The organism is Streptomyces dysideae (assembly GCF_001514305.1).
GTDB lineage: Bacteria > Actinomycetota > Actinomycetes > Streptomycetales > Streptomycetaceae > Streptomyces > Streptomyces dysideae.
The window spans coordinates 425,552-439,511 of sequence record NZ_KQ949078.1 but is presented as its reverse complement, the minus strand read 5'-3'; the positions used below and the strand labels follow the sequence as shown (position 1 = coordinate 439,511).

Annotated in this window: 9 protein-coding genes and 1 pseudogene; 6 read left to right on the top strand and 4 right to left on the bottom strand. The window is 70.4% G+C overall.

Features of this window, described 5'->3' with window-relative positions; translation table 11 throughout:
• Positions 1 to 111: 111 nt before the first annotated feature.
• Positions 112 to 285 (bottom strand): annotated as a pseudogene (locus AQJ91_RS55380) (RNA-guided endonuclease TnpB family protein); the annotation flags it as partial.
• A gap of 626 nt (positions 286 to 911) precedes the next feature.
• On the opposite strand from AQJ91_RS55380, the gene AQJ91_RS53460 reads away from it, so the two are divergent.
• The gene (locus AQJ91_RS53460; protein WP_159054525.1) at positions 912 to 1,214 is read left to right on the top strand and encodes a hypothetical protein; all 303 of its coding nucleotides are present in this window, start codon (positions 912 to 914) and stop codon (positions 1,212 to 1,214) included.
• 398 nt (positions 1,215 to 1,612) lie between these two features.
• The gene (locus AQJ91_RS10380; RefSeq protein WP_067018701.1) at positions 1,613 to 5,875 is read left to right on the top strand and encodes a discoidin domain-containing protein; all 4,263 of its coding nucleotides are present in this window, start codon (positions 1,613 to 1,615) and stop codon (positions 5,873 to 5,875) included.
• A 222-nt stretch (positions 5,876 to 6,097) separates the two neighbouring features.
• Here AQJ91_RS10380 and AQJ91_RS10375 read toward each other — a convergent pair whose 3' ends face one another.
• Both AQJ91_RS10375 and AQJ91_RS10370 read right to left on the bottom strand, forming a co-directional pair.
• A complete protein-coding gene (locus tag AQJ91_RS10375) occupies positions 6,098 to 6,850 on the bottom strand; it encodes a hypothetical protein (RefSeq protein ID WP_067018699.1) in 753 nt (250 codons plus the stop codon).
• Positions 6,847 to 8,496: a serine/threonine-protein kinase gene (locus AQJ91_RS10370; protein ID WP_067018697.1), complete on the bottom strand. Its 1,650-nt coding sequence runs from the start codon at positions 8,494 to 8,496 to the stop codon at positions 6,847 to 6,849. Before AQJ91_RS10370 ends, AQJ91_RS10375 begins: the two co-directional genes overlap by 4 nt.
• 318 nt (positions 8,497 to 8,814) lie before the next feature.
• On the opposite strand from AQJ91_RS10370, the gene AQJ91_RS10365 reads away from it, so the two are divergent.
• From AQJ91_RS10365 to AQJ91_RS10355, 3 genes are all read left to right on the top strand, one after another.
• On the top strand, positions 8,815 to 9,912 hold the full coding sequence (locus AQJ91_RS10365) for a potassium channel family protein (RefSeq protein WP_067018801.1): 1,098 nt from the start codon (positions 8,815 to 8,817) through the stop codon (positions 9,910 to 9,912).
• A 151-nt stretch (positions 9,913 to 10,063) separates the two neighbouring features.
• Entirely contained in the window at positions 10,064 to 10,534 is a 471-nt protein-coding gene (locus AQJ91_RS10360; RefSeq protein WP_067018695.1) for a cation:proton antiporter regulatory subunit, read from the top strand.
• Positions 10,535 to 10,539: 5 nt separating this feature from the next.
• Entirely contained in the window at positions 10,540 to 11,787 is a 1,248-nt protein-coding gene (locus AQJ91_RS10355) for a cation:proton antiporter (RefSeq protein WP_079084824.1), read from the top strand.
• A gap of 137 nt (positions 11,788 to 11,924) precedes the next feature.
• Here AQJ91_RS10355 and AQJ91_RS10350 read toward each other — a convergent pair whose 3' ends face one another.
• The gene (locus AQJ91_RS10350) at positions 11,925 to 13,268 is read right to left on the bottom strand and encodes an AfsR/SARP family transcriptional regulator (RefSeq protein ID WP_067018693.1); all 1,344 of its coding nucleotides are present in this window, start codon (positions 13,266 to 13,268) and stop codon (positions 11,925 to 11,927) included.
• A 136-nt stretch (positions 13,269 to 13,404) separates the two neighbouring features.
• On the opposite strand from AQJ91_RS10350, the gene AQJ91_RS10345 reads away from it, so the two are divergent.
• The gene (locus tag AQJ91_RS10345) at positions 13,405 to 13,911 is read left to right on the top strand and encodes a hypothetical protein (RefSeq protein ID WP_067018692.1); all 507 of its coding nucleotides are present in this window, start codon (positions 13,405 to 13,407) and stop codon (positions 13,909 to 13,911) included.
• Positions 13,912 to 13,960 lie beyond the last annotated feature (49 nt).

Here is a 13,960-nt window from a genome sequence, read left to right as displayed (position 1 = left end):
GAAGAGGACGTTCCTGTTCGTGTGCAAGACCCCGGCTGCGGATGGTCCGGCAACGCCGACCACGACGCGGCCCGGAACGTCGTGCACCTGTACGGGACGGGCCACGGGCTCGTCCCGGCTGCCGGGGGTGGTGAACCCACAGGCTGAGCAACGCCGGGAGGCGCCCGGGGCGGGGACTTTGGCCAGGGTGCCACCCCAGCGGGCGAGCCTGTACGTCAGCAGGGTGACCGTGCGGCCCCGTGCCTCTGCGCTGATCGAGCGGTTCAGCCCGGATTTCTGGGCGACGACGTTCGTTCCCCGATGTCAATGACCGAGTCGGACATGGGAAGCCGATCTTCTCAGCCGTAGCTCTGGCGCGAACGAGCTCCCCGATCCCGGACCGGATCGGACTTTCCGCCACGCGCGCACGACGCGCCGCGCCTGAGCCGCCCTCAGGGCGGCGTCCGACGCCGATTCACAGCCTTTACGGAAACCGGTTCCCATAGAGTGGACCACTGTTCACCACCCTTCATCGGTCCGAAATATTGCACTTTCTCCCTGACATTTGGACGGTGCGGCAGATTTTCGTGCACGACACCTTGTCGGGCTGCACAGCTGGATCTAGCTTCCACAGAGACCGGTTTCTATGGACGGTTGGAACTCCCTGGGAGGGACCGATGAACGGCAGGCAGGGGAGAGCGGCCGTGGTGGCATCGCGCTCGAGGCGAGGAACGAGCAGCCGATCGTTATGACGCCGTACAAGGCGCCTGCATCGAGTCGGCACCGCCCTCCGTGCGGTCCACGACGAGCACGGCGCCTTCGACATGAACCTGGCCGGCGAGGACATCAGGCGTCGCCCTCGGCCCCCTCGAGTGGCCACGCCTCCCCGCAGGCACGTTCACCGCACCATCTCAGCCCGTAAGGCCTCCCGCATGCCTGTCACCAGACCCGTCCCGGCCGATGCGCCCGCCGGCACAGGCTCGCTCGCCCTGAGCGGCTGGTTTCCGGTGCACGCCACCGAAGCCGGAGCAGTTGCCGCTCGCGGCGCCCGCCGCCTCGACCTGTTCGACTTCGGCGGCCCCGGCTCCGGGGCCGCCCGCTGCCCCGCCGCTGCCACTACGCCCACCTGTCGATCGTCCGGCACGTCGAGGAGCTGTACGTCTGTGCCGACGCGCCGGCGCGGGCCTCCTGGTGCCCGGCAACGGTCCCCGGCCGAGAAGAAGGCCGCGCTGTAGCGGGTCTTCAAGCAGGGGCTCCATCTCGTCGAGAACGTCATCGCCGACGACGAGATCTACCGGCGGAAGGCATTCGCGGCATTCTCGCGTCGCGGTTCTGGGAGGCCGGCCGGAGTACGGCCGGAACAGGCAACTGCAGCCATGCACAGCGCGGACACCCGCAAACGCAGTCCTCTGACCATCTCCGGGAGCCATGTCCGCGGGGTGCCGCGGGAGTCCACAGAAGGCATCACCAGTCGCTGACCAGCGCATTCGCGTCCCTACGGCACGTTGCCCCCACCGTGCTCCAGCTGAACCCCCAACGGCTTTCAGGCGATGGACAACGACATCCAAATCCCCGACGCCGTGCACGCACCGCGCGGCACGGTCCCAGAAAGGTTTCTGCAATGAGGCACGTCATGGAACGCGCGAGATCGCGGATCACCGCGACAGGCGCAGCGCTGGCGCTCACGGTGGGACTTGCCGCGGTGGCCGCGGCACCCGCCCACGCCGACGGCTACGAGGACCTGCTCACCGGCCACGTCGTCGAGATCCACGAAACCGTCAGCGACGCCGGGTTCGTCCATCCCGGCGTCGGACTGTCGGCCGAGAACCTCCGCAACGCCCAGGAGATGGTCCGCTCCGGCACCGAGCCGTGGGCCTCCTACTTCGACGCGATGACCCAGGTCCGGCCGTGGGCACAGACGAACTACACCGTGGACAACATGGTCCGGGGCAAGCCCGACGTCCCCGTGACGAACACCTTCACCCAGGGCGGCATGCGCAACCGGCTGACCCGCGACTCGTTCGGCGTCCTCACCCAGGCGCTGCTGTGGATCAACACCGGTGACGAGGCGTACCGCAGGAACGCCGTCATGGGCCTGCGCACCTGGTCGAACATGAAGCCCGACGGCTACGCCTACTTCCCCGACGCGCACATCCACACCGGCAAGCCGCTCTCGCAGTTCCTCATGGCCGCCGAGATCATCCGCGCCACCGAGCCGGTCCCGGACGACAGCCCGGGCAGCTACGCCGGATACGACGTGACCTGGGACGCCGGGGACGACGAGAAGCTGCTGACGAACTTCGCCGAGCCGATCGTCAATGTCTTCAACTTCTCCAACAAGAAGTGGATGAACCAGCACAACTTCGGTCTCTACGGCCGCATCGCCACCGCGATCTACGCCGACGACGCCAAGGGCTATGCCAAGGGCGTCGAGTGGTTCACCAGGAACTCCACCTACGACGGGTATGACAACGGCGCGCTGGGCGTGCAGTTCCAGCAGATCGCCGCCGACCACGGGCTGAACCCGTACGGCTACGAGTTCACGCAGGTTCGGGAGATGGGCCGCGACCAGGCCCACGCCGAGGCCAACGTCGACAACTTCGCCGCCCTGGCCCGCTTCCTCGACGTCCAGGGCACCAAGGTCGACCCGGTCGACGGCACCGTCTCGACCGCCGCCGACGCGGTGAGCTCCTACCGGTTCCTCGGCAACCGGCTGCTGCACGGCGCCGACGCCTTCTACGGCTTCATGATGGGCGCGTGGACGCCGTGGACCGACGAGCGCGAGACGGGCGGGACCATCTCCCAGGCCTACCGTGGCCGGATCTTCAACCCGCTCTCGGAGCTGTACTACCAGTACAGCCACGCCGAGGGCGTCGACGTCGAGGCTGAGGCCCCGCATCTGGCCGAGCTGCACCGGCGTATGGACGGCCCGTTCTTCCGCTACGGGACCGGCACCCAGAACTTCTGGGCCCCCGGCGACAGGAGCATCGAGTACTGGGTCGCGTTCCCGCCCGAGCTGGCCGGCACCGAGCCGACCCCGGTGGAGGACACCGAGGTCACCTTCGGACGCTATGCCCGCCCGCTCGACGGCGGCACCGAGATCGTCACCGAGGACGGCCGCAGCTTCGCCCGCGCGAAGGCCGACGAGGACGGCACGACCAGCGCGGTCAGCCGCCTGATGCACCCGGGGGGAAGCCTGCTGGGGGTGCTGGTGCGCACCGACGGCCCGGCCACCCTGGAGGTGCTCGACAAGGAGAGGCCCTCCCCGCTGAACCCCGACGAGACCTCGCCCCGGACCATGGCCACGATCGAACTGCCCGACACACAAGGGGAGTGGCGGTACGTCACCTACCCCGCGGCCGGACAGAACACGCACTTCTACCGCGTGAGCGGCGACGGCGCCACGGTCGACCTCGACGCGGTCATGTTCGACGCCGGGAAGCACCTCACCCCGCCGAAGTTCGAACAGGCCAGGAACCGCTACTACCTGTGGGCGGGCGCGGAGTCCTCGTTCGACCTGTCCGCGGCCGACCCGGGCGGATCGGTCGCCTACAGCGCCGGCGGCCTCCCCGAGGGCGCCTCGCTCGACGCCGGGACCGGCGCCCTCACCTGGACGCCGACCGACCACGACCGCGGGCGCCACGACGTCCAGATCGTCGCCGACGACGGCGAGACCGTCACCGCGCGGACCTTCGAGCTGTTCGTGGCCAACAACCGTCCCAAGATGATCGAGACGGCGATCGCGGACGGCACCGACGACAGCGCCGTCTACACGACCGTGACCCGCGAGCCCTTCGAGGCCGCCTGGAAGGACGCCAAGGAGGCCTCCGAGTCCGGCTCCGACGACGAGTTCCGCACCGCCTTCGAGGCACTGCTCGACGCGATCGACGACCTCGAACTGCTCAACCCGCGCCTCAAGGACGGGTCGCTCGACTACACCGGCGCGGTCACGCCCACCGTCCTCAGCGGTTCCGGGCTGCGCGCGCTCGCCGACGACGACAGCACCAGCGCCACCGGCGACCTGCGCGTGGCGTCCTTCGTCCTCGACTTCGGCACCCAGTACCGGGTCACGGCCGACGAGTTCGGCTTCCGGGCCCGGTTCTCGTTCCCGATGCGCTCCCAGGGCACCAACGTGTACGGCTCGAACGACGGGAGCTCCTGGACCCGGCTGACCGAGCGCGAGACCTCGGAGACCAACGACTGGGAGACCATCCCGGTCGTCGCCGAGCACGCCGACGCGAAGTTCCGCTACCTGAAGCTCCAGGTCGACAACCCGGGCATCCCGATCGACCCGGCCTACCCGGGGCTCTGGTCGCTGGGCGAGTTCCGGATCCTCGGCGACCGCAGCGAGGTCGCCGGCACGATCACCGACGTGTCGCTCACGTCCCCGGACGCACTGCGTGAACGCGTGACCGCCGGCGACACCGTCGACCTGGCCTTCTCCAGCCCGACCCCGATCAGCGACGTCGACGTCACCATCGGCGGGAAGCCGGTCGAGGCCACCAGTGCGGACGGCCTGACCTGGTCGGCGTCGACCGAACTGGGCGAAGTGGACGGCGGCGCCCTGCTACCGATCGGCATCAAGCACACCACCGACGACGGTGAGACCGCCGCGACCGTACGCGGCACCACCGATGCCACGCAGCTCTACGCCTCCGACGAGCGGAACCTCGTCGACCTCGCCACGGCCGCGCAGGTCGTCGACGCCGACGGGAACGCCGATTCGGGCAAGGCCGGGCACGCCGAGCGGATGCTCGACGGAAACGTCAGCTCGTCCAGCGATGTCGCGGAGGCCGACGGCGAGTACGACCTCGTCTGGGACTTCGGCGAGGGGGGCACGATCGAGCTCGACCGGGCCGATTTCCTGGCCCGCCAGGACAACAACGGCCTCACCCGCATGGTCGACCAGGTCCTGGAAGGCTCGAACGATCTCCGGAACTGGACGCGGCTGACCGACCCGACCGTGGCCGAACACGACTGGCAGAACCTGGACTCGCTCGACGAGAGCGGCTTTAGGTACCTGCGGATCAGCAACGGCAACCGGATCAGCATCGCCGAGCTGCGCGTCTTCGGCGACTACCGGGTCAAGCTCGACGCGGTGATCGCACGGGCCGAAGCGGTGGACCTGTCCCGGTACTCGCGCGCTTCGGCGACCCTGTTCACGCGCGAACTCGAAGCGGTCAAGGCGGCCGCCGCCAAGGAGGGCGCCGACCGCGACGCCCTCTCCAAGCGGCTGCTCGAGGCCTGGAACCTGCTCGAGGACCCGCCCTCGACGATCCTGCCGGTCGAGCGGTCCTGGGTGACGGCGAGCTCGGCGTCGTGGGACGGCAGGCGCGACGCGGGCGACAACGGCTGGGTCATGTTCGACGGCGACCCGTCCACCTTCACCGACACCAAGACGGCGACCGGCTGGGTGCAGGTCGTCCCGGACGACGGGAGGACTCTGGCCGTCGAGACCGTGAGGGTCCAGCCTCGCCCCGGCAACGCGAACCGGGCCAACGGCTTCCAGGTCCAGGGCTCGAACGACGGCGGCGCGACCTGGGAGACGTTCCTGACGCTCTCCACGCCCGCCGACAGCGGCTGGACCGAGTACCCCTTGGACGCGCCGGTCAGCTACGGGGCGCTCCGGCTGTACTCGCCGAACGGCTACACGAACCTGGCCGAGCTCCAGTTCGTGCGGGTTCCGGTGGACGTCACCGGTCTCGACCTCCTACTGGAGGAGACCGGCGCGCTGTCCGAGGCGGATTGGACCGCCGCGTCCTGGGCCGACCTGACCGACGCCCGTGAGGCCGGACTGGCCCTGCGCAAGACCGGTGCCAACCCGACGCAGGCCGAAGTGGACGCCGCGACCGACGCGATCGCCGTGGCCGTGGCTGCACTCGTGGCCGCCGGGTGAACGAAGGGGCCGGACCGGTACGCCGTACCGGTCCGGCCCCGAAAAGCCTTCGGGCCGCCGACGCCGAACCGGGCGCCGGCGGCCCTTCGCCGTCAGCGCGGCGGTGTGGTCGACTCCGGAGCCGGCAAACGGGCTGCGCACGGCGGCCCGGTGCGGTGATCGCTGTGAGGTCGGCTCCTCCGCCTCGGCCGTCTGTGGTCGGTGTCGTCGGGCAAGGGCCGGTCAGGGGCAGTCGTATGTGAGGTGGGCGGTGATCGTGTGGTGCGTGGGGGAGAGGATGCGTAGCTCGGCCCGTGCGGTGTAGCGGCCCTTGCCCTGGAAGGTCCACAGCAGGTGCAGACGCGCCTGTCTCTGGCCGCTGACCACCACTTCGCGCAGGACGCCGGAGGCGGTGCCGTCGCTTCGGATCCAGCGGTAGGAGAGCGTGCCCGGCCGGCCGTTCGTGGCGACGAGGCCGACGATGTCAGCCGTATCCCCGCATCCCAGAACCGTCGGCCGGGCCGTGACCACCGTCGTGCGCACCGCGACGGACGGCCCGAGGCGCTGCCAGGCGAGGAAGGCGATGACGGAGATCAGCACCAGCGCGGGCAGAGCGTGTCTGCGCAGACGCCGGCGCTTGGCCGGGCGGGGCGGCGGCACGCCGAACGGCGTCCTGTGGGTGCGGTGCGCGCCGACGGTGATCACCCCCGGGCCGAAACGCAGCACGGTGCCTTCAACGCGATCCGGCGGGGTCGGCAGGACCTCCGTGGAGGGCGGCCCGACGAGCGTGGTGTCCGGCTCGGGCCTCTGGATCCAGTGGCTGGCCAGCACAGTGGCGCTGTACTCGGCGTCGGCGGCGACGTGTTCGTCGCTCGGGATGTGTGGGCCGGCGGGGTGGAGATGGAGGGTGGAGGTGTGCTCGTCGGCGGGGCCGAGCACCCGGGTGGGCTCGCCGTCCTCGGCAGACGCGGGAGTGCGGTCGTTCTGAGCGGTCATCGGATGTCACACCGCCTGGTCAGAAGCTGCTGCGAGGCGCCGCCGTCGGCGGAGGCCGGAGTGGTCGTGGCCCGCACCGCCCAGTAGCAGCCGATGCTCTGGAGGGTGTGGTCGACGGTGAGCGTGTACTGGGTGGCGCCGCTGCGCTCGAAGGTCTGGGACACACCGTCCGGGGTGCCGAGCTCTCCCCCGGTGTTGCCCGTGAACCATGCGACGGTGATGGAAACCGGCCCGGTGCCGTCCGTGGTGATGTCGATGGTTGCCGTGGCGGTCGTGGAACCCGTCTGCTGGAAGCCCGACACCGCGACGTCCTTGACAGCGGGAGCGGCCGGCGAGGTGGGGGAAGCTGTCGTCGGCGTCGGCTCGGTGGTCACCCCGCTGGGCGGCGTCGTCTCCGTGGCCGGAGCCGTGGGGACGGACGCCGAGGGCTCGCCGGTACCGGTACCGGTGGTCGCCGGGTCCGAGGGCGACGGGCTGGGCGACACGGTGGACGTCGGGGTCGGGGGCGGGGACGAGTGGGTCGACGCGCTCGGAGCGGTGGATCCTCCCGACTCCACGTCGGGCTCGGCACTGGTGGTGGCCAGGGCCTGCGCCGCCTGCTGCGGAGCCGCTCCCGGCGGGTGCTGGATGCCGTAGGCCAGGAGGATGCCCAGAAGCACGGCCGCGCCGGACACCAGCATCCCCGGCCGGCCGGGCCGCCACGACTGCGCCCAGCCATGGCCCGGTTCCCGGCCCAGGACCGTACGTGCGGTGTCCGTGGTGGTTCGCGGGCCGCCGCGGGCCGAAGGCAGGAGCAGCGGCAGCAGTGCCACCAGCGCGGCGAGCCGGCCGCGGCCGCGTTCCTCCCAGTCGGGCCCGTACGCGGCGCCGGCGGCCGTCTCCAGTTCCGTGACGAACGCCTCGGCGTGTGTGGGCCGTTCGTCCGGGTCCTTGGCCAGACCGCGCCGCACCAGCTCGCGCACCGCCTCGGGGACCTCCTCGGCGGGGATGGGCGCGTCGACGTGCTGCAGCGCGAGTTCGGCGAAGTTGTCGCCCGAGTACGGCTTGTGGCCCGTCAGGCACTCGAAGAACGTGGCCGTGGCCGCGTACACGTCGGCGGCGGCAGAGGCGGGCGCGCCGGTCCACTGCTCCGGGGCCATGTAGGAGGGGGTTCCCGCCACGCCGACGCTGGTGCCGGCGTCCACCGCGATCCCGAAGTCGACGAGCTTGGACGAGCCGTCCGGCACGACCAGGACGTTGTCCGGCTTGTAGTCGCGGTGGACGACACCGATGCGGTGCGCGTCGGCCAGGCCGAGCAACGATCCCTTGAGGACCACGAGTGCGGCCTCGGGACCGAGCGGGCCCTGTCTGGTCAGCAGGGTCCGCAACGAGACACCGTCCACCAGCTCCATCACGATGGCGGCGCCGTCCGGGCTTTCGACGTACTCGTACAGTCCGGCGACGTACGGGCTGTCCAGGCCGCCGAGCAGCCGCGCCTCCGCCCTGAACCCGTGCACGAAGCCCGGCCGGGTGCGCAGTGACTCACTGAGGTACTTCACCGCGACCGGAACGCCGGTCTCCTCGTGCACGGCCAGGACGACCCGCCCGCTTGCCCCTGCACCGAGCTCCAGTGACTCGGTGTATCCGGGCACCGCCCATGTGTTCATGCCAGCCCCCCAAGGCCGCAGTGCTGCCGGAACCTCACCCGTCCCGACGCTTCGGACCACGTGTCCAGAGACACATTTTCAGCCACGGTGGTTGCGCCGTCGACCTCGCCGTGGCCGGGGAGGCCTCGGTAACTTGACTAACCTTCACGCCATGCGCCACAGGAATGGCCCGCTCCCTCTGCGCGGGGAACTGAGCCGAGCGACGAAACGAGCCGTCTTCCACATGGACGAAAAGGTGACACGGACCGGCGGAGGCAGCTGTCGGCAGACAACGTGCGGCAGGGAACGCGAGATCCTCGGTCTTCCGTGGGAGACACGGTGAAGCTGCCCCGATACGACACGATGGCGCAGCGTGCGGAGAAACACCGCCCCGACCTGCCGGTCAGGCTGCCCCACCGGTCCGTCGTCCCGCCTCTCCAGCAGGTCGTCAGACGACTCCTGATGGCCCTGGCGGTCTTGCTGACGACCGTCGCCGTCGTTTACATCGACCGGGGCGGCTATCGCGACAACGCCGACGAGTCGGTCGACGTGCTCGACGCCTTCTACTACGCGACCGTCACCCTCTCCACCACCGGCTACGGCGACATCATCCCGCTCAGCGACAGCGCACGTCTGACCAACATCCTCGTCATCACGCCGCTGCGCGTGCTCTTCCTGATCATTCTGGTCGGCACCACCCTCGAAGTACTCACCGAGCGCACCCGCGAGCAGTGGCAGCTGTCCCGATGGAGGTCCACTTTGCGTTATCACACCGTGGTCGTCGGTTTCGGCACCAAGGGGCGCACCGCCCTCCAGAGCCTTCGCGCGACGGGCCTGAAGAAGGAGCAGGTCGTGGTCGTCGACCCGAACGAGAGGGTGATCGAAACGGCGCTCGCCGATGGCTTCGCGGGCGTGGTCGGGGACGCGACGCGCAGCGAGGTGCTGCTGCGGGCCGAGGCGCAGAAGGCCAAACAGATCATCATCGCCACACAGCGCGACGACACCGCCGTCCTGGTTGCCCTGACGGCTCGTCAGCTCAACCGCGCCGCGAAGATCGTCGCGGCGGTGCGGGAGGAGGAGAACGCACCTCTGCTGCGCCAGTCGGGCGCGGACTCCGTCATCACCAGCGCCAGCGCCGCGGGCCACCTCCTGGGCCTGTCCCTCCTCAGCCCGAGCGCCGGCCGGGTCCTGGAGGACCTCATCCAGCAGGGCAGCGGCCTCGACATCGTCGAACGGCCGGTGACGAAAGCCGAAGTGGGCAAGAACGTACGGGAGATCGAGGACCTGGTGGTGTCCGTGCTCCGCGGACACCGGCTGCTCGGCTACGACGATCCCCAGGCCGAATCTCTCCAGCTGACGGACCGGTTGATCACCATCGTCCGGGCCTCCCCGAGCAGGAGCGCCCCGGCCGACACCAGGCCCTTGCCGCCCGCCTGACAGGACTCCAGGACTCCACCCGGGGGCGGTCCTCCCAGCCGGTCTCGGCGGTGGCGAAATAGGCTGGTCATGGCACCGGAGGCAGGCGTTCTCCGGAGGCCGCGGCAGTGAAGCCACATGAGGACAGGGGTCGGCTGTGGGTGTTCCACGGATGAGCAGTACACCGTTGCCGGGTATCGGGGTTCGCTATGACATGACCACACACGAGCACAGACAGATCTCGGTGGTCGCGGAACGCGACGGAGCGCGAACGTTGAGTGTGTACCGCGAGGACGATCCGGATGCGTGCGCGCTGTCGCTGCGGTTCACGGAAGGAGAGGCGGCCTCGCTCATCGACGCGATGATGCCCTCCCACCGCAGTCCGAACCTACTGTCCACCACCGACCTGGGACTGGTGGCGGAACGCATCGAGCTGCCGTCCACGTCACACTGGAACGGGCGGGTGCTGGGCGACACCCGGATGCGGACCGAGACCGGCGTCTCGATCGTGGCGGTGCTGCGCCGGGCGGACGCGATCCCGTCACCCGGACCGGACTTCCGGCTGGCCGGCGGCGACATCCTGATCGTGATCGGCACCCGCGAGGGTGTGGAGGCGGCCGCGGCGATTCTCGGACGGGAGTGAGCCCGGTGCACTCCTCCGCGGTCTTCCTGATCGAGTTCGGCGCCATCATTCTCGGCCTGGGCCTGCTCGGCCGCCTGGCCGGGCGCCTGAAGTTCTCCCCCATCCCGCTGTATCTGCTGGCCGGACTCGCCTTCGGCAAGGGCGGGCTGCTGCCGCTGGGGGCCAGCGAGGAGTTCATCGCCATCGGCGCCGAGATCGGCGTCGTCCTGCTGCTGCTCATGCTGGGCCTGGAGTACACCGCCAGCGACCTGGTCACCAACCTCAAGACCCACTACCCGGCCGGGCTGGTCGACGCCGCGCTGAACGCGCTGCCCGGCGCGGCCCTGGCGCTGCTGCTCGGCTGGGGGCCGGTGGCCGCGGTGGTCCTGGCCGGCGTCACGTGGATCTCCTCCTCCGGCGTCATCGCCAAGGTCCTCGCGGATCTGGGACGGCTCGGCAACCGCGAGACCCCGGTCATCCTGAGCATCCTGGTGCTGGAAGACCTGGCCATGGCGCTCTACCTGCCGATCATCACCGCTCTGCTGGCCGGCCTGAGCCTGGCCGCCGGCAGCATCACCCTGGCCGTCGCCCTCGGGGTGGCGGGGCTCGTCCTGTTCCTGGCCCTGCGCCACGGCCGGGTCATCTCCCGCATCGTCTCCCACGACGACCCGGAGAAGCTGCTGCTGGTCGTCTTCGGACTGACCCTGCTGATCGCCGGCATCGCCCAGGAACTCCAGGTCTCCGCCGCCGTGGGGGCGTTCCTGGTGGGCATCGCCCTGTCCGGTGAGGTCGCCGAGGGCGCGCACAACCTGCTCGCCCCGCTGCGCGATCTGTTCGCCGCGATCTTCTTCGTCTTCTTCGGCCTCAACACCGACCCCGCCAGCATCCCCCCGGTCCTGCTCCCGGCACTCGCCCTGGCGGCCGTCACCACCGCCACGAAGATCGCGACCGGCTACTGGGCCGCGAAGCGCGCCAGGATCTCGGTCAGAGGACGCTGGCGCACCGGCGGCACCCTGGTCGCCCGCGGCGAGTTCTCCATCGTGATCGCCGGGCTGGCCGTCTCCGCCGGCATCGAGTCCTCCCTCGGACCGCTGGCCACCGCCTACGTCCTCATCCTCGTCATCGTCGGACCGCTCACCGCCCGCCTCACCGAGCCGATCGCCACTCGGTTGACCGCGCGACGGCGCGCCACACCCCCCGGGGGCCACGACGGTGCCGCCGTCGGCGCCTCGTACGAGGCTGCTGAGGATTCCGGCGCCGCGGGCCGGACATGAGCGACGAGAGGAAGACGACCGAGCCGACGGTCAACAGTGCCCTGCAGCGGACGCGCGCCACGCCGGCCGCTCGGCGCGAGGCGGACGGAGACACTCTGAACGGCCTCGGGCGGCGGGCCCGCTGGTCGGCGCCTGCGTCAGTGCCCGCCGGACGTCCGTTTGGCGCCGCAGGTCGCCAAGCTGCACCATCTGCGCCGGCCGCTCGTGTCGAGGAACAGCCAGCCGCAGTCCTCACTGGGGCAGCTGCGGACCGTGAAGCGCCGTGGATCCGCGAGCAGTTCGCCCGCGCTACGGGCAACCGCGCAGACGGGCAGCCGCAAACCGGCGGAGGGTGAGGGCTGCCAGCGTCCGAGGCCGTCCTCGCCGCGGGAGAAGACCGAGTGCCTGGCCGCGTTCTCCACCGTGCCGGCCACCGCCTTGAACGCACGGGCGTCCCCCGGATCGGTCAGGCAGGCATAAAGGTTCGTACGAAACTGCCGAGCCTCGGCGAGCGTGGCAGCAGCCTCGTCGGGGTGCCGCAGCGCCTGTTCACGCAGCCGGGTGACCAACCGCTCCTCGATCAGATCCATATGGCCGGCCCATACGGCGAGCGTGGCGTAGCCGCGCAGCCAATCCGATCCCGGCAGCCGGTCACCGCCCCAGCCGGCGTAGGTGTTGCAGAACTCCAGGGCGGGGTGTCCGCTCGTGCTCCATGGCAGCCACTGGTCGTCGACCCGCACGGCGTATACGGGTCCGGGAGGCCGGTCCAGCCGGTGGTCGCCACGCACCATGCGGTCGTGCAGCGTCTGCAGTTCCGCGCCCGGCTCGATGCCGAACCCGGTCATCAGCGCCTTTCGCGTGCTGCGGTACAGCTCGAGGGCATCGGCCTGGCGGCCGCCGCGGTAGAGAGCGGTCATCTGGGTGGCGACCAGCCGTTCCCGCCCTGGATGCTCCTCGACCAGCGGTGTCAGATCCGCCACGACGCGGTCGTGGAGACCGATGGTGAGCTGTGCCTCCGCTCGCCGCTCCACGGCGGAGAGGCGCAGTTCGTCGAGGGAACCGCCGAGGCGGATGCGCAGTTGGTCGTCGGCCACGTCGGCGAGCAGCGGGCCCCGCCACAGCCCGAGGGCCTGGTCGTAGAGGCGGACTCGCTCCGCGGGGTCACCGGCATCGGCCGCCTGCCGGACGAGGAGGGTGAACTCCCGCGCGTCGATCGTATGCGGGCCCTGCTCGACGGCGTAGCCGTCATGCCGGGTTTCGACCGGCACGCCGTACGGCCTGAGAGCGGCGCGCAATCGACCTATGTAGGTGTGGACGGTGCCGCGGGCGGAGGCGGGCGCATCGCCGTTCCACAGCAGGTCGATGAGGCGCTCGGTCGGCACGGCGCGGCCCGCGTGCAGCAGCAGGACCGACAGCAGGCACCGCTCTTGGCGGCGGCTGCCCACCAGCACCTGTCGTCCCTCGTGGCGGGCGGCGAACGGTCCGAGCAACTGGAACTCCATGGCGCTCGGCAGCCTAGTGGGGCCGAGTGTCCGCGGTCCGTGCCGGTCGTGGTGAGGGTTTGGTCAGAGGGCGGCGAGAGACTGGCATACGCCTCTTCGGCGGAACTTCCTTTCACCCCTCCGACCAGGGAGAGTCATGCGACGAACCGTTCTCGCACCGCTGGCACTTGCCGCCGTAGTCCTGGGCGCACAGCCCGCGTCCGCCGGAGCCGGCACCGGCTGGGAGCCGGCACCTTCCGCGCCGTGGGACGTCGATGCCGGGCTGCGGTGCGACTTCCCTGTTCACGGCGAGCCCGTCATCGACGAGGTGATGAAGCGCGTACTGGACACCTACCCCGACGGTACGGCGAAGCGCGTCGCGTACAAGGGCGATCTGGTCGTACGGGTCACGAACACCGAGACCGGTGCCTTCCACGACGCCGACGCGAGCGGCTCGGCCCTCGTCGAGCACCGCACCGACGGCTCCCAGTTCTGGGCCGTGCACGGCCCGGTGCTGGTCGGCGTCGGCGAGGGCAGGGGCAACCTGCCGCGCGGCCTGTACATCATCGACGGGGTGTACACGATGGACATCAGCTCCGCCGGGTACAAGGCCGTGAACCTGGTGCACGGGACGACGGACGACCTCTGCGCCCGCATCGACTGACGCCAGCCTGCTGAATGGCCGAATCGTCAGGAGCGTGAGTGGGTCGCCG